Annotated in this window: 21 protein-coding genes and 1 pseudogene; 11 read left to right on the top strand and 11 right to left on the bottom strand. The window is 70.0% G+C overall.

Annotated features, from left to right (window positions below; translation table 11 throughout):
- Positions 1-34 precede the first annotated feature (34 nt).
- Entirely contained in the window at positions 35-838 is an 804-nt protein-coding gene (locus tag OOK38_RS23475) for a phosphatidate cytidylyltransferase (RefSeq protein WP_266757487.1), read from the bottom strand.
- Positions 835-2,616 carry a histidinol-phosphate transaminase gene (locus tag OOK38_RS23470; RefSeq protein WP_266757488.1) on the bottom strand — a complete coding sequence of 594 codons (1,782 nt, stop codon included), beginning with the start codon at positions 2,614-2,616 and terminating at the stop codon, positions 835-837. Before OOK38_RS23470 ends, OOK38_RS23475 begins: the two co-directional genes overlap by 4 nt.
- A 696-nt stretch (positions 2,617-3,312) precedes the next feature.
- Between OOK38_RS23470 and OOK38_RS23465 the strand changes: the two genes are divergently transcribed.
- From OOK38_RS23465 to OOK38_RS23435, 7 genes and pseudogenes are all read left to right on the top strand, one after another.
- On the top strand, positions 3,313-3,888 hold the full coding sequence (locus tag OOK38_RS23465; RefSeq protein WP_266757489.1) for a DNRLRE domain-containing protein: 576 nt from the start codon (positions 3,313-3,315) through the stop codon (positions 3,886-3,888).
- Complete coding sequence (locus OOK38_RS23460) at positions 3,818-4,249, top strand: hypothetical protein (RefSeq protein ID WP_266757490.1); 432 nt, start codon at positions 3,818-3,820, stop codon at positions 4,247-4,249. Before OOK38_RS23465 ends, OOK38_RS23460 begins: the two co-directional genes overlap by 71 nt.
- A gap of 53 nt (positions 4,250-4,302) precedes the next feature.
- The gene (locus OOK38_RS23455; protein WP_266757491.1) at positions 4,303-5,295 is read left to right on the top strand and encodes a hypothetical protein; all 993 of its coding nucleotides are present in this window, start codon (positions 4,303-4,305) and stop codon (positions 5,293-5,295) included.
- A gap of 221 nt (positions 5,296-5,516) precedes the next feature.
- Positions 5,517-5,702: pseudogene (locus tag OOK38_RS23450) on the top strand (MBL fold metallo-hydrolase); the annotation flags it as partial.
- 355 nt (positions 5,703-6,057) lie between these two features.
- Positions 6,058-6,942 carry an ABC transporter substrate-binding protein gene (locus tag OOK38_RS23445; RefSeq protein ID WP_266757492.1) on the top strand — a complete coding sequence of 295 codons (885 nt, stop codon included), beginning with the start codon at positions 6,058-6,060 and terminating at the stop codon, positions 6,940-6,942.
- On the top strand, positions 6,939-7,865 hold the full coding sequence (locus OOK38_RS23440; protein ID WP_266757493.1) for an amino acid ABC transporter permease: 927 nt from the start codon (positions 6,939-6,941) through the stop codon (positions 7,863-7,865). Before OOK38_RS23445 ends, OOK38_RS23440 begins: the two co-directional genes overlap by 4 nt.
- On the top strand, positions 7,862-8,629 hold the full coding sequence (locus OOK38_RS23435; RefSeq protein ID WP_266757494.1) for an amino acid ABC transporter ATP-binding protein: 768 nt from the start codon (positions 7,862-7,864) through the stop codon (positions 8,627-8,629). Before OOK38_RS23440 ends, OOK38_RS23435 begins: the two co-directional genes overlap by 4 nt.
- Before the next feature lie 69 nt (positions 8,630-8,698).
- Here the strand turns inward: OOK38_RS23435 and aroQ are convergent, their stop codons facing one another.
- The gene (aroQ, locus tag OOK38_RS23430; RefSeq protein WP_266757495.1) at positions 8,699-9,172 is read right to left on the bottom strand and encodes a type II 3-dehydroquinate dehydratase; all 474 of its coding nucleotides are present in this window, start codon (positions 9,170-9,172) and stop codon (positions 8,699-8,701) included.
- Positions 9,173-9,273: 101 nt separating this feature from the next.
- Here aroQ and OOK38_RS23425 point away from each other — a divergent pair, with 101 nt between their 5' ends.
- The gene (locus OOK38_RS23425) at positions 9,274-10,320 is read left to right on the top strand and encodes a S66 peptidase family protein (RefSeq protein WP_266757496.1); all 1,047 of its coding nucleotides are present in this window, start codon (positions 9,274-9,276) and stop codon (positions 10,318-10,320) included.
- Between the two features lie 60 nt (positions 10,321-10,380).
- On the top strand, positions 10,381-11,682 hold the full coding sequence (locus OOK38_RS23420; RefSeq protein ID WP_266848790.1) for an MFS transporter: 1,302 nt from the start codon (positions 10,381-10,383) through the stop codon (positions 11,680-11,682).
- A gap of 5 nt (positions 11,683-11,687) precedes the next feature.
- Here OOK38_RS23420 and OOK38_RS23415 read toward each other — a convergent pair whose 3' ends face one another.
- The 6 genes from OOK38_RS23415 to OOK38_RS23390 form a co-directional block, all read right to left on the bottom strand.
- The gene (locus OOK38_RS23415; RefSeq protein WP_266757499.1) at positions 11,688-12,788 is read right to left on the bottom strand and encodes a calcium:proton antiporter; all 1,101 of its coding nucleotides are present in this window, start codon (positions 12,786-12,788) and stop codon (positions 11,688-11,690) included.
- A gap of 278 nt (positions 12,789-13,066) precedes the next feature.
- Complete coding sequence (locus OOK38_RS23410) at positions 13,067-14,056, bottom strand: TerC/Alx family metal homeostasis membrane protein (protein WP_266757501.1); 990 nt, start codon at positions 14,054-14,056, stop codon at positions 13,067-13,069.
- Between the two features lie 319 nt (positions 14,057-14,375).
- The gene (locus OOK38_RS23405; RefSeq protein WP_266848788.1) at positions 14,376-16,406 is read right to left on the bottom strand and encodes a TerD family protein; all 2,031 of its coding nucleotides are present in this window, start codon (positions 16,404-16,406) and stop codon (positions 14,376-14,378) included.
- A gap of 43 nt (positions 16,407-16,449) precedes the next feature.
- A complete protein-coding gene (locus OOK38_RS23400; RefSeq protein ID WP_266757505.1) occupies positions 16,450-17,028 on the bottom strand; it encodes a TerD family protein in 579 nt (192 codons plus the stop codon).
- A 160-nt stretch (positions 17,029-17,188) separates the two neighbouring features.
- Positions 17,189-19,321, bottom strand: coding sequence for an excinuclease ABC subunit UvrB (gene uvrB / locus OOK38_RS23395; RefSeq protein ID WP_266848786.1), 2,133 nt, complete (start codon positions 19,319-19,321; stop codon positions 17,189-17,191).
- 40 nt (positions 19,322-19,361) lie between these two features.
- Complete coding sequence (locus OOK38_RS23390; protein ID WP_266757509.1) at positions 19,362-20,237, bottom strand: MHYT domain-containing protein; 876 nt, start codon at positions 20,235-20,237, stop codon at positions 19,362-19,364.
- A gap of 279 nt (positions 20,238-20,516) precedes the next feature.
- Here OOK38_RS23390 and OOK38_RS23385 point away from each other — a divergent pair, with 279 nt between their 5' ends.
- Positions 20,517-21,383, top strand: a complete 867-nt coding sequence (locus OOK38_RS23385; RefSeq protein ID WP_266757511.1) for a glycerophosphodiester phosphodiesterase family protein — start codon at positions 20,517-20,519, stop codon at positions 21,381-21,383.
- A gap of 78 nt (positions 21,384-21,461) precedes the next feature.
- Entirely contained in the window at positions 21,462-22,016 is a 555-nt protein-coding gene (locus OOK38_RS23380) for a methylated-DNA--[protein]-cysteine S-methyltransferase (protein WP_266757513.1), read from the top strand.
- 29 nt (positions 22,017-22,045) lie between these two features.
- Here OOK38_RS23380 and OOK38_RS23375 read toward each other — a convergent pair whose 3' ends face one another.
- Both OOK38_RS23375 and OOK38_RS23370 read right to left on the bottom strand, forming a co-directional pair.
- Positions 22,046-22,408, bottom strand: a complete 363-nt coding sequence (locus OOK38_RS23375; RefSeq protein ID WP_266757515.1) for a cupin domain-containing protein — start codon at positions 22,406-22,408, stop codon at positions 22,046-22,048.
- 126 nt (positions 22,409-22,534) lie between these two features.
- The gene (locus OOK38_RS23370; RefSeq protein ID WP_266757517.1) at positions 22,535-22,963 is read right to left on the bottom strand and encodes a VOC family protein; all 429 of its coding nucleotides are present in this window, start codon (positions 22,961-22,963) and stop codon (positions 22,535-22,537) included.
- Positions 22,964-23,066: the final 103 nt, after the last annotated feature.

Below are 23,066 nucleotides of genomic sequence, written 5' to 3'. Positions count from 1 at the left end.
ACGCGATCAGGCCAGACCATAAAACACAAGTGAGTCAGCGCAGGAGGAGAAGGATGGCCAAGGCGAGGAGGAGTGAGTCGATTCGGTCGAGCAGGCCCCCGGAGCCGGCCAGCCAGTGAGCGGAGTCCTTCGCCTGCGCTCCTCGCTTGACCATGGATTCGAGGAGGTCCCCCGCCGGGGCGCCGACCGCCACCGCGACCGCCATCGGCAGGCTCAGCGCGGACAGCGCGGCGAGCACACCGAGGGCGGCCACGGCACCGGAGAGGGTTCCGCTCCATCGCTTGGCCGGGGAGAGCGGTGACAGCCGTGGCCCGCCCAGCCGTTGACCGGCGAAGTACGCGACGATGTCACCCACCGAGACAGCGACGAACAGGGCGAGCGCGGTCGCGCCGAGCGGTGCCAGGGCGGCGAGCACGCTCAGCCAGACCAGCCCGAGCAGACCGGCCCTGAGCCGGCGCAGACCGTGGGTGGAGTCACCGGCCAGCAGCGGGACCGCGGCGATGGCCAGCGCGCCGACCGCCACCGCCCGCACCTCGTGTCCGGGGGCCAGCCAGGAGGTCAGCACCACGCCGGAGACGGCAGCGGCCAGTACCGCCCTGTCCGGCCGGGACAGACCCATCAGCCCGCCGAACTCCATCGCCGCGACCACCCCGACCACGAGCGAGAGGGCCGTCACCCCCGGGCTGCCCCACCAGAACGCTCCGGCGACCAGGGGCACTCCGACCGCCCAGCAACACCAACGGACCAGCAGTTCGCGGCGCCCGGAGAGTGCCGCGGCGATCCCGCCGAGCGCCAGGGCCCCGCCGAGGAAGGGCGCGAGGGAGGCGACGCTGATCACCGGGCGTGGCCGGCGGCGACATCGGCCGGGGACCCGGCGGACTGCCCCGAGAGCGAGCCGGGTCGCAGCGTCTCCAGCGCGGCTCCGTACGCCGCTACGATGCGCGCGTTCTCCGCCGCGTCCCTGACCGCGACGCGTACGGTGCGCCCTTCGTACTGCGGCGAGAGCGGCGACAGGTCGCGCAGGTAGACGTCGTGCCGGCGGCACTCCCGCACCAGGCGGGCAGCGCTCGGTCCGTCGTACGGCAGGGTGATGTTGAGGAAGTTCGCAACGCCCTCTTCGACCACGCCGGTGTCGGCCACCCGGGCTAGGTCGGCGGCCAGTTGACGGCGCAGGGTGTGGGTGCGGAGCCAGCAGGAGCGGTAGTACGCGGGGTCCCGCAGGGCGGCCACGGCGGCGAGTTGCGCCGGAAGGCTCACCGCCCAGGGCGGCGTCCACCGGCGCAGCAGTGCCGCGGTCGCGGGTTCGGCCACCAGGAAGGCCGCCCGCACGCCGGACAGCGCGTACATTTTGGACAGCGAGGTGCAGACCACGACCCGCGGGTCCACCGCGGCCAGTGGGGCGAGCGACTCCGCCAGGTCCACGTAGCCGAGGTAGGCCTCGTCGATCCACCAGCGGGTCCCGGCCGGGGCGGCCGCAATCAGGGTGCGCAGTTCGGCGGCGGATGCGTGGCGTCCGGTCGGGTTGTTCGGGTTGACCACGACCACCAGGTCGTAACGACCCGCCCCGACGACAGAGGCCATCCGGGCGACGTCGATCCGCCACCCGTCCCTCCGGTGCAACCGGAAGCGGTCCACTCGGCACCCGATCACGCGCTCGGTGACATGGGCGTATTCGCCGTACCCCGGGTCCAGCAGAAGCACCCTGCTCTCCGGGGTCAGCCACCGGTCGAACGCTCTGAAGATCAGGTCCGACGAGCCGGCCCCGGCCACGAGCGTCTCCACCGGCAGCGCCCGGGCCTTCGCGAGTTCCGACAGCAGGCCCTCGGCGCCGGTGGGAGGCGAGGTTCTGGCGGACCAGGCCGGGTCTTCCGTGAGCGCCGCACCTGCCCCGGGAGCGGGCGGGAACCAGGCGTCCAGCACGTCGGCAGCGACGACCTCGTGGCGCCGGTGCAACGTGCGAAAGTCCGTTCCAATAGCGGTGAAGGAGGCGCCGCCGTGTTCACAGCCGTCCGGCCCGGGCGCCCATTCCATGTCCAACTGCCAGTCAACCACGGAGCCGAACCGCTCCAGGACGGTGCGATACCGAGTGGCGGCCACCTGCGTCAGCCCGGCCACCTCGCCCGTCAGTACCTCGAAGGTCACCGCACCGCTGCGGACGGTGCGTCCGACGGGCCGCAGGCCGACCGCCAGGTACATGCCGAGCAGTTCGGTGCGGCCCATCGCCACCACCGTGCGGCCTCCCCGGGAGGAGATCCAGCGCAGGGCCGCGTACATCAGAAGTGGTGCCACCGCGGTGCCGCGCCAGCGCGGCTCCACGGTGAGGATGCGTACCTCGAAGAGTCCCCCCTCGGACAACAGCGGCAGTTCGTCGCGGGTCAGGTACTTGTCCAAGCCGTAGCGGCCCAGCCACGGCGGGGTCAGGCTGACGAAGCCGATGCGGACCGGCCCCCGGGCCGCGACGAGGTAGACGTTGTCGCCGTCCAGTGCGTCGTACAACCGTCGGTCCGGTTGCGGCGTGTGCTGACCGAGCTCCTGGGCGTACACACGGTGCCTCAACTCGTGGATCCAGACCAGGTCCTCGGGAGTGGCAGCTCGTATGTGCAGGTCGCGACTCATGCATGTCTCTTTCGGCAAAGAGGGAGTCCCCTTGGGGGTACGGAGGCCGACTGGCCCGGGCGCTCTGCCCCTGAGGAGCAGCTGTGGCGAACAGGGCGACGACTGGATGCCGGGCCCGCCACGAGCGGGGGAGGAGAAGGCCGCAACGCACCTCTTCGGAGGTGGGCATTCGCCGTTTCCTCACCGGAGGTTCGCGCCATGAGCACATCTTCGAGGGTGCCCTGCGGCCGCACATGAGTACGCGTACTTGAGTACGTGAGTAGTTGTCGTGGTGGTGCGCCAACGGGTGGGAACTTGCTTTCCGTCGCTCCCTGGCATCGCGGACACAATCGGATCCATACCTGCCGGGAATCCATTGACGAGCACTCCCCCGGACCGTTCGTCAGGCCGGGGGTGCCTCCACCTCGTAGAGCGAGGCACCTCCGACAACTCCGTATGACACTCCGCCTTCGACGACAGCACCTGAAGCACCACCCCGCTGCGCAGCACCCCGGGCCCGGCGCGGCGAGGCGTGTGCGGATCCCGCGGATACGTCTGCGTGCGGTGTCTGTTGTCCCGTTGGGCGGCACAAGAAGGGGCGACGGCGTTGACTGCGAAGTCGGGGCGGGCGGTGAGCAGGGAAACCCGTCCTGGACCTTGACGACCGCAGTCCGGGTGCGGCTGCCAAGCCAGGCATGCGGCAGGAAGTTCGGCGGCGTGCCTGGGCGTCGCGCCGACGGGCCGCCAGCTGACGTCAGGCTGCTTGACCCCGCTCTGGAGTACCCGGTCACCATCGATCCGACCGACTCCCTGCTCGGCCCGGTGACCGACACCTGGGTCCAGTACGACGACCACCTCACCTCGCAGCGCGGCTCGACCGAGCTGAAGGCCGGTACCTACAACGGCACCGAGAAGGCCCGCTCGTACCTGAAGTTCGACGTGGCGAAGTACGCCGGCAAGCACATCCTGGACACGGACCTGCGCCTGTACTCGTACTACTCGCCCACGTGCAGCACCAGCGGCGCCGGCAATCAGGTACGCCGTATCACCTCGGCCTGGGACTCGTCGGCCATCACCTGGGCCGAGCAGCCGACGACCACGTCGACCGGTGCCGTGACCTCCACCGCGGCCAAGGGCTACAACTCCAGCTGCCCGGCCGGGCACGTCCCGGGACATCGACGGGATCCTCCAAGCCTGGGCCGATGGCCAGCCGAACTACGGTGTGCGGATCGCGGCCGTCGACGAGACGGACCCGCTGACCTGGCGCCGCTACTACTCGGCGAACCAGACTGACGGCTCGCACAATGCCACCTACGAGTCCTCCCTGACGGTCACCTACAACTCCAAGCCCGGTACCGCGACGGCCAGTCTCGACCAGAGCCCCACGACCGCTGCCGGAACCACCGTCACGCAGGCGACGGCCGGCGTGAACTGGTCCGGGCGCACAGACGGCACCTGGTGGGTGCACGCGACCGCCAAGGACAAGGCGGGGCTGTGGTCGACGACCCATCACCGCGGCTTCAACGTCGACACCACCGCGCCCGGCGCCCCGGCCGTGACCTCCGCGGCCTACCCGTCGGACGCCTGGGCCGACGGAGCACAGGTGACCGGGACGTTCACCCTGCCCCCGACGGCACCGACACCCGCAGCCTGACGTACGCGGTCGACGGCGGCACCGCGCAGACCGTCACCACCACCGGCGGCCCGGTGGCGCTGCCGATCACCCCAACCACCGAAGGAAGCCACCAGCTCACCGCCACCGACCGGGCCGGCAACGTCTCGGCCGAGACCAAGCGCGCCTTCCACGTCGGACGGGCCGCCGTGACCGCACCCGCCAACGGCGAGGTGCTCATCGGCTCGGGCGATCTCGCAGTCAGCGTCCCGGCCTCGCTGACGGACGTCACCTTCCTCCACCGGGCAACTTCCGCCGACCCGTGGCAGGTCATCCCGGCCTCCCAGGTCACCCGCGCCGACGGCACCACCGTCACCTGGCCGGTGCCGCTCAGCAGCGGCTCGGCACCGAAGCTGCTGTGGGACACCTCCTCCCTGTCCGGCAGCGCCGGCCGGCAGATCGGGGCCCGCTTCAGCGGGTCGTACGCCCCGCCGGAGGCCGAACCGGTCTCGGCGATCGTCGACCGCGTCGAGGTCATCGAGGGGGGCACGGACGACGACATGCAGGAGTCGGAACCCGCCCAGGCCTATGCCCTGGAGCAGGCCGAGGCCCGCACGGCGGAGAGCCCCGACGCCTTCGCCCCGTCCTACATCGACCCGCCGACAGGTGACCTGGTCGCGCCGGTCGTGGAGGCTGCCTCGGCCGACGAGGCGTCCGCCCCGATCCAGGTGGCTCAAGCCCCCGCCGACGAAGGCAGCGGGCAGCCCGCCGAGGACACGGAGGACGGCACCAAGCCCGACACCGTGGCCACCGAGGCGCAGAAGGATCGGGCATCGGGCAGTCCCGACGACCCGTTCGCCACGCTGCCGGTCCAACTCCGCGACGACGTCGGTGCGTCCACCGTTCCGGTGCGGGTCACCGTGACGTCCGTGAAAAGCGGTGACACGGTCGTCGAGGACAGCACTCGGGCCAAACTGACGGAGCAGCACCCCAACGGCACGACGTGCCCGCCCACCACGTGGACGGCGACGTTCCGCGCCCACCCCGACAAGGGCCTCACCTCACCCGAGGGCCTGAAGCTCCAGTAGTGATCCCCCAGGCAAGCGCCCGCCCCCGGCTACCCCGGAGGGACGGGCGCTTCGCGCTGCACTCCCGCACAATCGGGGTCGAGTGGCCCAGAGGCGCGAATTCCCCTGTCGGCGGTCGCTGAACCGGGGGTCTGGATCACTTTCCGTGCCAAAGCCACGGAGAATCACCACAGCCGCGATCATGAACGGCCGTGGGTGATGTGTTGCTCCAGGACCTGTGGTTCCCCGGCGGGGTGGGCAACACGCGCAAGGACCCGGAGGCCTTCGCCCGTCTCCTCCACGACGTGGAGACCCGGATCTTCGACGTACTGCCGGACGAGACATGGGACTACCCCGGCCACGGCAACGACACGACGCTGGGTGCCGAGCGGCCCCATCTGCCGGAGTGGCGCGCACGGGGCTGGTGAACGCGAACGCGGGGCGGCACGCGGGGCGTGACGCCTCACGTGCGCGCCCCGTGTGAACCGAGCGCACGCGCCGGTCTCACGCGCGCGCTCCCCCGATCCCGCACTGGTGCAGTCCACTGGAAGCGGCCCCGCGCGGGATGACGGCTCCTGCGCGGCAGGGCCGCCGGCCCGTCGATCCCCGCCCTCGGCCGGCGGCCCCGGCCCAGCCCTTCCGCCCCCGCGACAGACGGCAGGATCGCGTGCGTGGGGCGGCTGTGGCGGAAGTGTTCACGGGACTGCAACACACGTTCCCACCATGCGGACAATTACCGCTGTGACCTGGACAAACGGCGGGGTTCGCTGCCACTCTCCCGCCATGCATCGACCCCAACGCGCCCTGCGCCGTGCCGCGTCCGCCGGAACCGTCGCCCTCCTCGCCCTCGCCGTGGGCTGCGCACCGCAGCCGGAGGAGAAGGCGTCCGGCAAGGCTTCCGGGAGCACCGCCGAGACCTGCGCCAAGGGCTCGTTGAGCACGCGGACCGACGGCAAACTCACGGTCGCCACCGACGAACCCGCGTACGAGCCGTGGTTCAAGGACGACAAGCCCGCCAACAAGAAGGGCTTCGAGTCGGCGGTGGCGTACGCCGTGGCGCGGCAGCTCGGCTACGCCGACGGTGATGTCGTCTGGCAGAGCGTGCCCTTCAACAAGGCCTTCGCGCCCGGTGCGAAGACCTTCGACTTCGACATCAACCAGGTGTCGATCAGCGCCGAGCGCAAGAAGGCCGTGGACTTCTCGTCCGGTTACTACGACGTGCGCCAGGCCGTGATCGCGCTGAAGAGCTCCAAGGCCGCGAAGGCGACGAGCCTCGCGGACCTCAAGGGTCTGAAGCTGGGCGCCCAGGTCGGCACCACCAGCCTGAACTACATCGACGACGTGGTGAAGCCGGACCGGGAGCCGGCCGCGTACGCGAAGAACGACCAGGCCAAGTCGGCGCTGAAGAACGGTCAGGTGGACGCCATCGTCACCGATCTGCCGACCGCCTTCTACATCACGGCCGCCGAGGTGACCGACGCGAGGATCGTCGGTCAGTTCGAGAACCGGGGCGGTACGCCCGAGCAGTTCGGGCTCGTCCTGGACAAGGGCAGCGCACTGACCTCCTGCGTGACGAAGGCCGTGGACACCCTGCGCGCGGACGGCACGCTCGCCAAGATCGAGGAGCAGTGGCTGTCCGAGGCCGTCGACGCCCCGGTGCTCAAGTGACGGCGATGAAGGAGGAGTCGGGAGAGGAAGCCGCCGAAGGGGAGATGCCCGAAGGGGACAGGCCCGGCGGGCGCGACGCGTACGTCCCGTCGCGGCGCAGGATCGAGCGCGAGCGCCACCGGCGCGGGCGGGCCCGCCGTTCCGCCGCCGTCGCCGCCCTCTCCACGCTCGCCACGGCCGTGGTGCTGTACCTCGTCGTCGTCGACGCGCCGGGCTGGCCGCGCACGAAGGAGACGTTCTTCGACCCGTCGTTCGCGCGTGAGGCCTTCCCGAAGGTCCTCGAAGGCCTGTGGCTGAACCTCCGGCTGTTCGTCGTGTGCGGTGTCGTGGTGTTGGTGCTCGGCACCCTGATAGCCGTGGCGCGCACGCTGCGGGGGCCCATGTACTGGCCGGTGCGCGCCCTCGCCACGGCGTACACCGACTTCTTCCGCGGTCTGCCGCTGATCATCTGTCTGTCGATCGTCGTGTTCGGCGTACCGGCGCTCCAGTTGCAGGGCGTCACCAACGACCCCGTCCTGCTCGGCGGGACGGGCCTGGTGCTGACGTACTCGGCGTACGTCGCCGAAGTCGTCCGCGCCGGCATCGAGTCCGTGCACCCCTCGCAACGGGCAGCGGCTCGTTCGCTGGGCCTCACGACCCGGCAGACCCTGCGCCATGTGGTGCTGCCGCAGGCCGTACGCCGTCAGGTCCCGCCGCTCCTCAACGACATGGTGTCCCTGCAGAAGGACACCAGCCTCGTCTCGATCGGCGGCGCGGTGGAGGCGATGCGCTCCGCGGACATCATCGTGGGCCGCAGCCTCAACTACACGGCGTACATCGTCGCGGCGCTGCTCTTCGTGGCGCTGACCATCCCCATGACGCGCTTCACCGACTGGGTCACCGCCCGTATGGACCGGCGCCGCAGCCAGGGAGGCACCGTATGAGCAAGGCCACCGTTCCCGACGGTCCGATGCTGCGGATGGAGTCCGTCCGCAAGACCTTCGGCGATTCGCTCGTGCTGCGGGACGTCGATCTGGAGGTCGCCCCGCACACGGTCACCACGCTGATCGGCGCGTCCGGCTCCGGCAAGTCCACCCTGCTGCGCTGCGCCAACCTCCTGGAGGAGATCGACGACGGCGCGATCTGGCTGGACGGCGAGGAGATCACCGACCCGCGGGCCGACCAGGACGCGGTGCGCCGGCGGATCGGCGTCGTCTTCCAGGCCTACAACCTCTTCCCGCACATGACCGTCCTGGAGAACATCACCCTCGCCCCGCGCCGGGTGCACGGCGTGGGCCGCGCTGACGCCGAGGCGCACGCGCGTGAGCTGCTGGAACGGCTCGGGCTCGGTGCCAAGGCGGACGAGTACCCGGACCGGTTGAGCGGTGGCCAGCAGCAACGGGCCGCGATCGTCCGCGCCTTGGCCGTGCGCCCCAAGCTGCTTCTCCTGGACGAGATCACCGCCGCCCTGGACCCCGAACTGGTGGGCGAGGTCCTCAATGTCGTCCGTGATGTGAAGGAGGACGGCATGACCATGGTCCTGGCCACGCACGAGATGGGCTTCGCCCGCGAGGTCGCGGACCAGGTCTGCTTCCTGGACGGCGGTGTGATCCTGGAACGCGGCACGGCCGAGCAGGTCTTCGGGGACCCTCAGCAGGAGCGCACGCGACGCTTCCTCAAGCGGATCGTGGAGGCGGGGCGTCTGTGACGCCCGGGCGTCCGAGGCCTCGGGCGGAATCCCGCTCCTCGGCGCGGGCGGACGCCCCGCCTGCGGCGGTCAGGTGTCCGCCCGCCCCGTGCCCGCGAGCGCCGCGACCCGCTCCACCGCGAACGCGTACCCCTGCACGCCACAGCCCGCGATGACCCCGTCGGCCCGCAGCGAGACATACGAGTGGTGCCGGAACTCCTCGCGCTGGTGGATGTTGGAGATATGGACCTCCACCACGGGAAGTCCGTCGCAGGTGTTGAGCGCATCCAGGATGGCGACGGACGTGTGCGAGTAGGCGGCCGGGTTGATGACGATCCCCGCGTGATTCTGGCGGGCCTCGTGGATCCAGTCCACCAGCTCGCCCTCGTGGTTGGACTGCCGGAAGTCCACCGTGCCCCCGTGCGCGGCCGCCGCCTTGGCGCACAGCGCCTCCACGTCCGCGAGCGTGTCGGAACCGTAGATCTCCGGCTGCCGCTGCCCGAGGAGGTTCAGGTTGGGTCCGTTGAGAATCATGATCGGGGCGTTGGCGAGGGTGCGGGGCACGTTTCCTCCGGTCCTTCAGGTCTTCCGGCCCGTCAAGGACCGCTGCTCGGACCCGGTTTATCACGATGCGGCGAAAGGGTGACGGCTCGTACGCTCTCGCCATGACGACGCCCGCGTACCCTCCCAAGCCCGTGCCCGGCGACCGGATCGCCGTGATCTCGCCGTCCAGCGGGCTGCCCGGCCTCCTCCCGCTCCCGTACGAGCTGGGCCTTGAGCGGCTGCGCAAGGAGTACGGCCTCGAGCCGGTCGAGTATCCGACGACCCGGAAGATGGGCTCGACGCCGCAGGAGCGGGCCGACGACATCCACGCGGCGTTCGCCGATCCGACCGTCAAGGCGGTCATCGCGTCCATCGGGGGCGACGACCAGATCACCGTGCTGCCGCTGCTGGACCGGGACTTGATCCGCGCGAACCCGAAGCCGTTCTTCGGCATGAGCGACAACACGAACCTGCTCGTGCACCTCTGGAACGCCGGAATCGTCGGCTATCACGGCGCGACGGTGATGTGCGAGCTCGGCCGGCCCGGCGCCATGGACCCCCTGACCGCGGAGTCGCTGCGGGCCGCCCTGTTCACCTCCGGGCCGTACGAACTGCGCCCCGCCGACCGCTTCCGCGAGGTCGACGCGCCCTGGGAGAAGCCGGAGAGCTTCGTCTCCGAGCCGCGGACCGAACCGGGCGCCGGCTGGACCTGGCTCCGCCCCGACCGGGTGGTCGAGGGCCGCTCCTGGGGCGGCAACATCGAGATCCTGTCCTGGCTGCTGATGGCCGACCGCGAGATCGCCCGGGACCCTTCCGTGTACGACGGTCACGTCCTGTTCCTGGAGACCTCGGAGGACATGCCCAGGGCGGACGACGTCTTCTGGATCCTGCGCAGCATGGGCGAGCGCGGCCTGCTGCGACGCTTCCCGGCGCTCCTCATGGGCCGCCCGAAGGCGTGGTCGTTCGAGCAACCTCTTGAACCGGAGGCCAGGGCCCATTACGCGCGCGACCAGCGCGAAGCGGTGCTCCGGGCCATCGATGTGTATGCCCCGGACACGATGGTCGTCTTCGATGTGGACTTCGGTCACACCGATCCGCAGATCGTCATCCCCTATGGAGGGCTCATCCGCGTCGACGGCCCGGCCCGGCGCATCACAGTCACCTACTGACGCACGCCGCACTCCCGCGCGCCCCCGTAACCGCCGGTCACTGTGGGTAGTTGACCCGGCATGCACGACGTACGCACCGTAAGGGCACCCTCCATGCTGCGGCTCGCGGCCGCCTCGCTCGCCGGGACCGCCATCGAGTTCTACGACTTCTTCGTCTACGGGACCGCGACCGCGCTGGTTCTCGGGCCGCTGTTCTTCCCGACCTTCTCGCCGCTGGCGGGGACGCTGGCCGCCTTCGCGACGTTCGGCGTCGGATTCGTCGCCCGTCCGCTGGGCTCGGTGTTGTTCGGGCACATCGGGGACCGGCGCGGGCGGCGGCCCGTTCTGGTGGCCTCGCTGCTGCTGACCGGCGCGGCGACCGTCGCCGTCGGCTGTGTTCCGACGTACGACCGCATCGGTGTCGCCGCTCCCGTGCTTCTTCTGGTGCTGCGCTTTCTGCAGGGGCTCGGACTCGGCGGCGAGTGGGGAGGGGCCGTGCTGCTGACGGTCGAACACGCGCCCGCCGAGCGGCGCGGGCTGTGGTCGAGCTTTCCCCAGATCGGCCCGTCCCTCGGGTTCGTGCTGGCCAACGGCGTGATGCTGGCCCTGTCGGCGACGCTGTCCGACGCGCAGTTCGCGGCGTGGGGGTGGCGGGTGCCGTTCTGGGCGGCGGGAGTGCTCGCGGCGGCGGGGCTGTGGCTGCGCAGTTCGCTCGCGGAGAGCCCGCGGTTCCTGGAGATGGGGGACCACGCGCGCGTGCCGCTCGCCGAGGTGGTCCGCGGCCACTGGAGGCTCGTCCTGCTGACGGCCGGCGGACTCGCCGTCGGATACGCCGTGTTCTACGCGGTGACGACCTGGGCGCTCGCCTACGGCGTCGAACGGCTCGACGTGAGCCGCACCGTCATGCTGACCTGCATCATGGCCGCCGTGGTGGTGAAGGGATGTCTGACGCCCCTGGTGGCCCTGCTGGGAGACCGCTACGGCCGGCGGCCGCTGTGCATGGCGGGCTGTGCGGGGGCCGCGCTGTGGATGTTCCCGATGATCGGACTGCTGTCGACCGGCGAACCCCTGCTGATGTTCCTCGGATTCCTGGTGGCGCTCATCGCGTTCATCACCATGTTCGCGGTGATCGCCGCGTATCTGCCGGAGCTGTACGAGCCGCGGGTACGCTGCACGGGCGCGGCCGTCGGATACAACCTGGGCGGGGTCCTCGGGGGCGCGCTCACCCCGATCGTGGCGACGGCGGTGGCGAGCGGGGAAGGCGTGCCGTGGGGCGTGGCCGCCTATCTGACGGGGATCGCGCTGCTGAGCCTGGGGTGCTTCGCGCTGCTCCCGGAGACCCGGCCGGTGCCTCGCCTGGCGGTCGTACGAGCCGCCGAGTGACTTGGTCAGGGGTTGACGGCCAGCTCCAGATAGGCGGCGAACACGACCAGATGGACGCCTCCCTGGAGCGGGGTGGCCCGCCCGGGAACGATGGTCAGAGCGCTCACCACCACGGTCAGTGCGAGCAGAACCATCTCGGTCGGTCCGAGGCCGAGAACGAGTGGTCCCGACAGCCAGAGAGAGGCCAGGGCGACCGCGGGGATGGTCAGTCCGATGCTGGCCATCGCGGAGCCGAGGGCGAGGTTCAGACTGGTCTGCACCCGGTCGCGGCGGGCGGACCGCAGGGCCGCGATGGTCTCGGGGAGCAGCACGAGCAACGCGATGATCACACCGACCACGGAGTGCGGCATACCGGCCGCCTCGACCCCGGACTCGATGGTGGGCGACACCCCCTTGGCCAGGCCGACCACACCGACCAGGGCCAGACCGAGCAGTCCCAGGCTGATTCCGGCCATGCGAGCGGTCGGGGCGTCGGCGTGGTCGTCCGCGTCGATGACCTGGCCGTGCCGGGTGATCGGCAGGAAGTAGTCCCGGTGCCGGACGGTCTGGGTCGTCACGAACAGGGCGTACAGGACCAGGGAGGCGAGTGCGGCGAAGGTGAGCTGCGCGGTGGAGAACTCCGGGCCCGGCTTGCTCGTGGTGAAGGTCGGGAAGACGAGGCTGAGTGTGGCCAGTGTGGCGACGGTCGCCAGGGCGGCTCCGGTGCCCTCCGCGTTGAAGACGGCGAGCCCGTGGCGCAGTGAGGCGACGAGCAGACACACCCCGACGATGCCGTTGCAGGTGATCATCACGGCCGCGAACACGGTGTCGCGGGCCAGTGTCGAGCTCTTGTCGCCGCCGTCCGCCATCAGGGTGACGATGAGGGCGACTTCGATGATCGTGACCGCGATGGCGAGGACGAGGGAACCGAAGGGTTCACCCACCCGGTGGGCGACCACCTCGGCGTGATGCACCGCGGCGAGCACGGAGCCCGCGAGCACCAATGTCACCAGGGCGACCATCGCGGCGGGCAGGTCGCGCCCCCAGGTGAAGGCCAGCAGCACCACCGCGATCACGGGCACCACGGCGGTCCACTGCCCAGCGAGTGCCCGGAGCCGAACGATCATGACGCGATCGTCGCAGTCGAGAGCGTGACCCGCACTCCGGCGGCGCGGGGCTCGCTCCGGAAGCGCGGCGAACGAGTCCGCCCCCGGGAACGGTCGGCTACTTCAGCTCGGTCATCTCCTGTACATCGCAGTCCGTGAAGGCCGGCGGCCTGCCGCACAGCGCGGCCAGTTGATCCGTCCGGGCGGGAGACGCGCGGGATCCGAGCAAGCACCGGGAGCGGTGGCCGGCCATTCGTCACGCACCGCTCCCGGGGCTGGTTTTCCTCGGTTCGACGTGGTCAGACGTCGATGCTTTCCTTCGGAGCACTCTCGGCCCGCTCGCGCGCCGCCTGCTTCCTGGTGGCGGTCAGGCTCGTGATCGTGGTGACCACGAGGACCGCGCAGATCACACCGAGGGAGACCGGGATGGAGATCTCGGGAACATGGACGCCGGACTCGTGGAGTGCGTGCAGGACGAGTTTGATGCCGATGAAGCCCAGGATGACCGAGAGGCCGTAGCTGAGGTGGACCAGCTTCTTGAGCAGGCCTCCGATGAGGAAGTACAGCTGTCGCAGACCCATCAGCGCGAACGCGTTGGCGGTGAAGACGATGTACGGGTCCTGGGTCAGGCCGAAGATCGCGGGGATCGAGTCGAGCGCGAAGAGCACGTCGGTGGTGCCGATCGCCAGCATGACGACCAGCATCGGCGTCATGACGCGCTTGCCGTTCTCCCGGATCCACAGCTTGGTGCCGTGATAGCGGTCGGCCACGCCGAAGCGCCGCTCGGCCGCCTTGAGCAGCTTGTTCTCCTCGAACTCCTCGTCCTCCTCGTCCGCACGTGCCTCCTGGATCAGCTTCCAGGCGGTGTAGATGAGGAACGCGCCGAAGATGTAGAAGACCCACGCGAAGTTCGCGATGATCGCGGCTCCCGCGGCGATGAATATCGCGCGCAGGACCAGGGCTATGAGGACGCCCACGAGGAGCACGCGCTGCTGGTACTTCGAGGGCACGGCGAACTTCGCCATGATCAGGACGAAGACGAAGAGGTTGTCGACACTCAGCGACTTCTCGGTGATGAATCCGGCGAAGAACTCTCCGGCCGGCTCACCGCCGGAGAAGAGGAGCAGTCCGAGTCCGAACAGCCCGGCCAGGGCGATCCAGACGACGGTCCAGATTCCGGCTTCCTTGATCGATACGTCGTGCGGCTTGCGGCCGATGAAGAAGTCGACCGCGATCAGTGCGGCCAGTCCCACGATGGTCAGGACCCACAGGGTCAGGGAAACATCCACTGCGCCTCCGGCAGTTCGTAACGGCAGATTCAGCGTCGTCGCGCTACCGGAGGTCTCTTCCACCCGCGGCTGCCGGGGCGCTGGGTGCGCCCGGAGCCCGCGGGTCGACGCCCCGGGATCTGGTCTGATCCGTATTGACGGGTACGCCGCAGCAGGTAGGGAGTACTCCCCTCCGTATGGAAAAAGAGTACCCGAACCACCAAGGGAAGGTAAAGGGATTAGTAAAAGAAAGACCAAGTTGCCTGGTCAGGGCGCTTTACCGGTGCTTGGTAAAGCGCCCTGAGCCCCTGTGCCCAGGGGTGCCCGAAGGAGGTCGGAGTCAGCGGTTCCAGGACCGGCGGGCCGCCGCCACCTGGGCGAGGACCTGCTGGAGCACCTGACTGTTCGCGGGGACGAGCGAGGGTTCGTACGTCCACGCGTGTCCGACCCACGGGTCGGCGAGATGGTCGTCGGGCACCGGCGTGATCCGCAGCAGCGACCGCCAGAGAGGGTCGAGCAGCGGTCCGTACGCGGCTGCCTCCTCGCGGTCGGCCACCATCATCAGATGGACGCCGACGGCCGGCCCCTCGTCCGCCAGGTAGCGGAGCTGGGTCACGGCGCGGTCGTCGAAGCCGTGCGGGAAGTCGTTGACGATGAGCAGCTGCTCGGCGGGGTCGAGGCCCGGCGGCAGCGAGTCGGCCGCGCCCCCGCGCAACGCCATCTGCACCAGGTCGACGCGCTCGGTGAGCCGGGCCAGTACGTCCGCCACACCCGCGGCACCCACGGCCGGCGGGCTGTGGAGCACCCCGGACTGCACCAGAGGTGACAGGGACGAGGCTCCGGCACCGGCCGCGTCGATGACGTGCACGGTGAACTCGCCCGCGGGATACGCGGCGAGCAGCCGGGCGGCGTGCGCCACGGCGGTGTCCATGGCGAGGCGGCGCAGTTGGTCGGAGTCGGCGAGCGTGCCGTCCAGGGAGGCGCGACCGCTGTCGATCCACAGGCCGCGCTCCAGCGGCAGGCGCATCAGCATCGGGATGCTCAGGTTCTCGCTCTCGGGCAGACGCAGCTGGCCGAGGCGCAGTGCCATGGGGATCTCCATGGGCACGCGGTAACCGTGCCAGACGGGGTTGTCCCAGCTCGCGTATGCCAACGGCAGCGCGGGCTCCACGACCTCGGCCTCGGCGGTCAGCTGGGCGAGGTCCCGGTCGAGGGCGGCCCGGGCCTGGTCCACGAGGAGTGCGTGCTTGGCGCGGGCGGCGTCGCGCGCGGCGTCGCCCTGCCCGCCGATCCGGCTGCGCGGGTCGGAGAGGACGTGGTCGAGCTCCTTCTCCATACGCGAGTCGGCGAAGTCGACGGCGCTGCGGTACGCGGCGACGGTCCTGGCCAGGTCCTCGAACATCCCCCACACCTGGTTGTACAGCCGCTCCTCCATGGACCAGCCGGTCGCGTCTCCCGCGACGGGCTGGGCCGGCTGCCCTGGCTGGGCCGGCGGCGCGGTCGGCGGGGGTGGCGGCGGGGCGGCGGTCTGCCGGCCGGGGTGGCTGTAGTCGACGGGACCGCCGACGGTGGGTGACGTCGGCTGGGTGACGGTGGAGGGGTCGGGCTGCGCGGGGCCCACCGGACCGCCCGTCTGCGGCGCCGTGGCTCCCTGCGGACCGGGCGTGTCGTACGGGGACTGCTGCGGTGTCACGCTCCCGGGGGCGCCCTGCGGTCCGGGCCCGGCGTACGGCTGATCCGGCCCCGGCGCCGAGGTGGCCGTCTGCCGTGACCGGTCCCCCTCCGCCGTGCGCGGCGGGGGCGCCGCCACGGACCGGGCCAGGCCCTGGGCCACCGCCTCGTTGATGGTTCCGGCGAGCTGCCGGGCCTCGGGGAGTCCCTGGTCGGTGAGGAGTTCGGCGAGGCCGCCCGCGTAGCCCTGGCCGACCGCGCGGACCTTCCAGGCGCCCTGCCTGCGGTAGAGCTCCAGGGCCACGACGGCGGACTCGGCGTCCAGGCCGGTGAGGGTGTAGCTGGCGACCTCGGAACCGTCGAGGCCGGTGACCGCGACGAAGGGGGCGGCGACGGCCCCGAACCGGACCGGACCGCCGACCCCCGTGGGCAGCGCGAGCAGCACGCTGACCCGGTGCACGGCCGGCGGCAGGGCGTCCAGGTCGAAGGCCAGGCGGTGATCGGCCGCCGCCTGCTTGGAGACCTCGAGTCCGGGCAGCGTGGGCGCGCCCGGATGGGCCACCCACTCGACGCCTCGGACCCTGCCCTGCTCGTCGCTGAGCGTGGCCCCTGCCACGATCGGCTTCCCGGCCGAGACACGGACCTCGAGACGGACCTGGGAGAGCGGGTGGTTCTGCCCCCTGACCAGCTCGGCCGTCATCGTCTTGTCCCCCTATGTCGCTTCGTGCGTGTGCGCCGGCTGCCTACAGGTGCGGCAGGATCGAGGGCATCAGGTCCTGGAACGTGCGGCCGTTGGCCGGCGTTCCGAGGGCCGTCATCTGCCAGCCGGTTCCGGCGCGGTGCACCTTCGCCATGATCTGGGCCGTGTACTGGCCGCCGCCCGCCAGCGTGTAGCGGGCGAGTTCCTGGCCGTTGGTCTCGTCGACCAGGCGGCAGAACGCGTTCTGCACCTCCTGGAAGGTCTGGCCCGTGAAGGAGTTCACGGTGAAGATGATCTGGTCGATGTGGACCGGGATGCGCTGCAGGTCGACGAGGATGGCCTCGTCGTCGCCGCCCTGACCCACGCCGCCGACCAGGTTGTCACCGGTGTGCCGCACGGAGCCGTCGTCGCTGACGAGGTGACGGAAGAACACCACGTCGACGGGCTGCTTGTCCGCGAACAGCACGGCGGAGGCGTCGAGGTCGATCTCCCGGGTGCGCGAGCCGAACAGGCCGCGCCGGGGGGCCGCCTGCCAACCGAGTCCCATACGGACCGCGGTCAGCGTGCCCCCGTCGTTCTTCTGCAGACTGATGGCCTGACCCTTGGTCATGTTGACCGTCACGCGCTGTTCCCCTCTCGAACTGTCCCCTGTTGCCGCGGAATCCGCGGATGAGCAGAACCCTACGCAGGGGCACTGACAGCGCCGAACCCTGGGGCGCACTTTGTGTCGGTCTTGCAACACAGCGCGCATCGACCGAGGTCCGGCGCCACCGCGGTGACCGTCAGGCGATGCCCGCCTCCTTCATCTGCCGCAGCTCCTTCTTCATCTCGGACACCTCGTCGCGCAGGCGGGCAGCGATCTCGAACTGGAGATCGGCAGCGGCGGCGCGCATCCGCTCCGTCATCTCCTCGATCTGACCGGCGAGTTCGGCCGCGGGGCGGTCGGTCGGCACGGTCTCCTTGCCCTTGGCGGACTTGGCGGCGCGATTCGCCTTGCCGCCCAGCGCGGGGACGGGGGCCTTGGCACCCTTGCCGTCCTTCGTCTTGCGGTAGCCGGAGCCGAGGAGCTGCTCGGTGTCGACGTCCTCGCGGGCGATCTGCGCCACGATGTCGTTGATCTTCTTGCGGAGGGGCTGCGGGTCGATGCCCCTCTCCTTGTTGTAGGCGATCTGCTTCTCCCGGCGGCGGTTGGTCTCCTCGATGGCCTTCTCCATCGCCGGGGTGATCTTGTCCGCGTACATATGGACCTGGCCGGAGACATTGCGCGCCGCGCGGCCGATGGTCTGGATCAGGGACGTTCCCGAGCGCAGGAAGCCCTCCTTGTCGGCGTCGAGGATCGCCACCAGGGAGACCTCGGGAAGGTCGAGTCCCTCGCGCAGCAGGTTGATGCCGACCAGGACGTCGAACTCGCCGGCACGCAGTTCGCGCAGCAGCTCGACGCGGCGCAGGGTGTCGACGTCACTGTGCAGATAGCGCACCTGGATGCCCAGTTCCAGGAAGTAGTCGGTCAGGTCCTCGGCCATCTTCTTGGTGAGCGTGGTGACCAGGACGCGCTCGTCCTTCTCGGTGCGCTGCCGGATCTCGTGCACCAGGTCGTCGATCTGGCCCTCGGTGGACTTGACGACGACCTGGGGGTCGATGAGACCGGTGGGGCGGATGATCTGCTCGACAAAGCCGTCCGAGCGGGAGAGCTCGTACTTCCCCGGGGTCGCCGAGAGATAGACGGTCTGGCCGATGCGCTTCTGGAACTCCTCCCACTTCAGGGGGCGGTTGTCCAGAGCGGACGGCAGCCGGAAGCCATGGTCGACAAGGGTCCGCTTACGGGAGGCGTCGCCCTCGTACATCGCGCCGATCTGCGGGACGGTGACGTGCGACTCGTCGATGACGAGCAGGAAGTCGTCCGGGAAGTAGTCGATCAGCGTGTTCGGCGGGGAGCCGGGTTCACGGCCGTCGAAGTGCATCGAGTAGTTCTCCACGCCGGAGCAGGAGCCGATCTGGCGGAGCATCTCGATGTCGTACGTCGTGCGCATGCGCAGGCGCTGGGCCTCCAGGAGCTTGCTCTGCTTCTCCAGCTCGGCGAGTCGCTCCCCCAGTTCCTTCTCGATGTCGTTGACGGCGCGCTCCATGCGTTCGGGACCCGCCACGTAGTGGGACGCCGGGAAGACGTAGATCTGGTTGTCGTCGGTGATGACCTCACCGGTGAGCGGGTGCAGCGTGGACAGGGCCTCGATCTCGTCGCCGAACATCTCGATGCGGACGGCGAGCTCCTCGTAGACCGGGAAGATCTCGATGGTGTCGCCGCGGACCCTGAAGGTGCCGCGCGCGAAGGCCACGTCGTTGCGCGTGTACTGGATGTCGACGAAGCGGCGCAGCAGGTCGTCGCGGTCGATCTCGTCGCCGACCTTCAGGCTGACCATCCGGTCCACGTACTCCTGCGGAGTACCGAGGCCGTAGATGCAGGACACCGAGGCGACCACGACGACGTCGCGGCGGGTGAGCAGCGAGTTGGTCGCGGAGTGGCGCAGGCGCTCCACCTCCTCGTTGATCGAGGAGTCCTTCTCGATATAGGTGTCCGACTGCGGGACGTAGGCCTCGGGCTGGTAGTAGTCGTAGTACGAGACGAAGTACTCGACGGCGTTGTTCGGCAGCAGCTCACGGAACTCGTTGGCCAGCTGTGCGGCCAGTGTCTTGTTCGGTGCCATGACGAGCGTGGGGCGCTGGAGCTTCTCGATCATCCACGCGGTGGTGGCGGACTTGCCGGTGCCGGTCGCGCCCAGCAGCACGACATCCTTCTCACCTGCGCGGATGCGCTTCTCCAGGTCGGCGATGGCCGTGGGCTGGTCGCCGCCCGGCTGGAAGGAGCTGACGACCTCGAAAGGCGCCACCGAACGTTCGATCTTGGATACGGGCCGCATGGAATCCACCGTACGACCCCGCACTGACAACCGGGCGGGATCAGCGGCTCTGCGGGGTTCGGGAGCGGCGGTGCCCACGCTCCTGCACGGGGTGCACGGCCGGACGGCGGCCGACGACGTGCGTGGCGACGGGATGGGCCGGAACGCCCGGCCGCTTGATCTCCGCGGGGCTCCAGTCGGGCTTGCCCATGACCATCAGCGGGTCGAACATCACGACGACGCCCGCCAGGCAGAGGAACACGAAGGGGCCGATCATCATGGGCGCGAGGAGTGCGGCCGCCGAGTCCCCGGCCGGGCCGGCGCCGGTCGAGCCGTGCAGATGGACGCTGAGGGCGGCCATGCCTGTGTAGTGCATCCCGCTGACGGCGAGCCCCATGACCAGGCTCGCGCCCACGCTCCAGAGGAATCCACGCACTTGTCCCGCCGCCCAGAGGGCGGCGGTCGCGGCCACGACGGCGATGACGACCGAGGCGGAGACGGTGAGGGTGTTGTATTCGAGCTTCCCGTTGAGCCGCATCCCGGCCATGCCCAGATAGTGCATCGAGGCGACACCCAGGCCCGTGACGGTCCCTCCGGTGAAGAGCGCCGTCCCGGTGGCACCCCGGTAGCCGACGATGAAGATCCCGGCGCCGACCATCAGGACGGCGACGCCCAGACTCGCGAACGTGGTCGGCTTGTCGTAGTGGACCGGGGTCTCCTCGACCGTGAAGCCCATCATCGCGATGAAGTGCATCGTCCAGATGCCGGAGGCGATCGCGACCGAGCCGAGCGCGAGCCAGCCGGCCCGCCAGGGACCGGCGACGAGCATGGATCTGGTGGTGCAGCGAAGTCCGAGCGCTCCGCCCAGGCAAGCCATGAAGTACGCCACCAGCGGTGTGACGAGTCCGTAGGTGAAGCCGTCGACCGTGCCCTGCATGCGCGGCTGCCCTTCCCGCCCCGTTACTCCTGGAAATACCCGAACTACCCCCGCCTTCCGGACCACCGGAGCGGACCGGGTCGAGGCAGAGAGTATGACCTCCACCGGAATGGTCGAACGATAATCCGGCAAAGAATCACGACCTCTCCTCACTTGTGCGGCGCCAGTGAGCGGACTTGGACAACTCCATTCAATCCGCGGCCATCTCGCTTCCACTCTTCGGCGACTCTCTGCTGTCAATCTTGTACTGACCGTGATCGCCCTACGCGAGGAGAAGGCATGCACGCGCGCGTTGCCGCCGCCACGACCGCCGCGCTTCTTGGGGGAACCGCTTTCATACTGCCCGGCCCGCACGCCAGCGCCGACAGCCGGAGCACGGCTCCGCTGGTCGTCTCCCACCGCGGCGCGTCGGCCTACGCGCCCGAGAACACCCTGGCCGCCGTCGACCGCGCGGCCGACCTGGGGTTCGAGTGGGTCGAGAACGACGTCCAGCGCACCCGCGACGGTCAGCTGGTCGTCCTTCACGACGCCTCGCTGGCGCGCACGACCGACGTCGAGGAGGTCTATCCCGGCCGAAGTCCCTGGAGGGTCAAGGACTTCACCGCGGCCGAGATCGCCCGCCTGGATGCCGGGAGCTGGTTCGATCCGGAGTTCGCGGGCGAGCGGGTGCCGACGCTGCGGGAGTACATGGAACGCCTCTCCCGCAACCATCAGAAGCTCGTCCTGGAGATCAAGAACCCCGAGCTCTATCCCGGCATCGAGCGACAGACCCTCAAGCTCCTGAGCAACGAGGGCTGGCTCGACCCGGTGCACCTCAGGGACAGGCTGATCGTCCAGAGCTTCAGCGCCGGCAGCGTCCGGACGGTGCACGATCTGCGGCCCGGCATCACGACGGCCTTCCTGGGGACACCTCCGCTCGCGCGGCTGCCCCGGTACGCGGAGTTCGCCGACCAGATCAACCCGGACCATACGTCGCTGTCGTCCGACTACGTCTCCGCGGTGCACGCCCTCCACGGTCCGCACGGCCCGATGAAGGTCTTCGCCTGGACCGTGGACGACGCGGCCACCGCGCTGCGCATGGCGGGCTTCGGCGCGGACGGCGTCATCACGAACGCGCCCGACGTGGTCCGCGAGGCCCTGGAATAGCGCCCTCGCCCGTGGCGCGGACGGGTGCCGGTGTCCGCGCCACGGGCGTTGTCGGTGGCGGGCCGTACGGTGGAGCGCATGAACAGCCACGGGCAGTACGAGCAGCAGGTCGTGTGGACCGTCCTCGGCACCGACATCGGTCCGCTGTTCCTCGCGGCGACACCCGCCGGCCTGGTCAACGTCGTCTTCCACGCGTCGGACGCGGTGCGCGGCAAGGCGCTCGAGCGGCTCACGTCCCGGCTGGGCAGCGAGCCCGTCGAGGCGCCCGGGTCACCCCTGCTGGCCGAGGCGATACGCCAGGTCGAGGCGTACTTCGCGGGCGAGCGGCACGACTTCGACCTGCCGCTCGACTGGTCGCTGATCTCGGGGTTCAACCGCCAGGTGCTGCGCGAGCTGAACTCGGGTGTTCCGTTCGGTTCCGTCGTGGGCTACGGCGACCTGGCCGCGCGGGTCGGCCAGCCCGGGGCGGCGCAGGCCGTGGGGGTCGCCATGGGCTCGAATCCGCTGCCGGTCGTGGTGCCGTGCCATCGCGTGGTCGAGAGGGACGGCGGCATCGGCGGTTTCGGGGGCGGCCTGGAGACCAAGCGGAAGCTGCTGGCACTGGAAGGGGTGCTCCCGGAGCCACTGTTCTGAGGTGGCGGCGGGAGCCTTCCCCGGGGTCCTCAGAGGCTGATGTGGTACGCCTTGCGAAGCGTCTCGTGGACGGTCCACGTCGTCCGGTCGCCCTCGCGCAGGAACGCCGCGTCGCCGGGCCCCACTTCGATGACGTCGCCGCCCTCCACCTCGATGGTGGCGCGGCCGCTGACGACGACGAAGAGCTCGTTCGCCTCGGTGTCGGTCACCACGCCGGGCGTGATCTGCCAGATGCCGCGCAGCTGCTTGCCGTCGGCGGACTCCCAGAGCACCTTGCCCGTCACGGCGGGGTCGCCGGAGACGATCTGGGCCGGATCCAGCGGCTCGGGTTCGAGTTCGGCGTCGGGAATGTGCACGGCGAAGGAGGGCGTGGCCTGGGAGTTCATGGTCATGAGCGGACACCCTAGGGGCTGGCCTCCCGCCCCGGGCGGCGAGGGTCTCCCTGTGGGACGGGAGGCCGTTCCGCTCTCCTTCACCGGCGATCTCCCGCCGAAGGACGGGATCCCGGCAGGCGGGGGCTACTCGTAGTGCCGGGCCTCGAAGACATTCCCGTCCGGGTCACGGAAGTAGAAGCTGCGCCTGGCCATTCCGCGGGCTCCGAAGGAGTCGTACGAGAAGTCCGAGACGGGGACCGACCGTTCCTCCAGGCGGGCCCGCAGCGCGTCGAACGTGTCTCTCGCGAGGGCCACGCACACATGGTTGACCGGGTGGCCGGCACTGTCGGCACCCCCGGGAACCATGTTCATGCCCGGCGCCAGAGCCAGGGGGGCGAGGTCGAAGACGGTCTCCTCGTTGAGACGTACGGAGGGGAAGGGGACCGTTCCGGCGGCGAATTCGGTGACCCTCAGGGACTCCAGGCCGACCGCCTTCTCGTAGAAGTCGGCCGAGGCGACCGGATCACGTACCCAGAGAACGACATGGTCGAGACATGGCGAGTTGTCCGTCATGCACCCAGGCTGGTGTCGTACGCCGCAGGTCGCAAGGGTTTGGCCGGGCGCGCCGCTCGCCAGAGATCCAGGGACGGGGAACGTCGACCGACGACAGGAGGCA

Source organism: Streptomyces sp. NBC_00568 (assembly GCF_026341855.1).
Lineage (GTDB): Bacteria > Actinomycetota > Actinomycetes > Streptomycetales > Streptomycetaceae > Streptomyces.
The sequence above is the reverse complement of the archived record's forward strand: the minus strand, read 5'-3'. Positions and strand labels throughout refer to the sequence as shown.

What these genes read in the sequence shown, in the direction of transcription:
- OOK38_RS23380 (WP_266757513.1), top strand. Translation starts at nt 21,462, where the DNA reads ATGAACAGCCACGGGCAGTACGAGCAGCAGGTCGTGTGGACCGTCCTC.
- OOK38_RS23370 (WP_266757517.1), bottom strand. Translation starts at nt 22,963, where the DNA reads ATGACGGACAACTCGCCATGTCTCGACCATGTCGTTCTCTGGGTACGT.
- OOK38_RS23435 (WP_266757494.1), top strand. Translation starts at nt 7,862, where the DNA reads ATGAGCAAGGCCACCGTTCCCGACGGTCCGATGCTGCGGATGGAGTCC.
- OOK38_RS23385 (WP_266757511.1), top strand. Translation starts at nt 20,517, where the DNA reads ATGCACGCGCGCGTTGCCGCCGCCACGACCGCCGCGCTTCTTGGGGGA.
- uvrB (WP_266848786.1), bottom strand. Translation starts at nt 19,321, where the DNA reads ATGCGGCCCGTATCCAAGATCGAACGTTCGGTGGCGCCTTTCGAGGTC.
- OOK38_RS23445 (WP_266757492.1), top strand. Translation starts at nt 6,058, where the DNA reads ATGCATCGACCCCAACGCGCCCTGCGCCGTGCCGCGTCCGCCGGAACC.
- OOK38_RS23470 (WP_266757488.1), bottom strand. Translation starts at nt 2,616, where the DNA reads ATGAGTCGCGACCTGCACATACGAGCTGCCACTCCCGAGGACCTGGTC.
- OOK38_RS23420 (WP_266848790.1), top strand. Translation starts at nt 10,381, where the DNA reads ATGCACGACGTACGCACCGTAAGGGCACCCTCCATGCTGCGGCTCGCG.
- OOK38_RS23425 (WP_266757496.1), top strand. Translation starts at nt 9,274, where the DNA reads ATGACGACGCCCGCGTACCCTCCCAAGCCCGTGCCCGGCGACCGGATC.
- OOK38_RS23415 (WP_266757499.1), bottom strand. Translation starts at nt 12,788, where the DNA reads ATGATCGTTCGGCTCCGGGCACTCGCTGGGCAGTGGACCGCCGTGGTG.
- OOK38_RS23375 (WP_266757515.1), bottom strand. Translation starts at nt 22,408, where the DNA reads ATGACCATGAACTCCCAGGCCACGCCCTCCTTCGCCGTGCACATTCCC.
- OOK38_RS23405 (WP_266848788.1), bottom strand. Translation starts at nt 16,406, where the DNA reads ATGACGGCCGAGCTGGTCAGGGGGCAGAACCACCCGCTCTCCCAGGTC.
- OOK38_RS23390 (WP_266757509.1), bottom strand. Translation starts at nt 20,237, where the DNA reads ATGCAGGGCACGGTCGACGGCTTCACCTACGGACTCGTCACACCGCTG.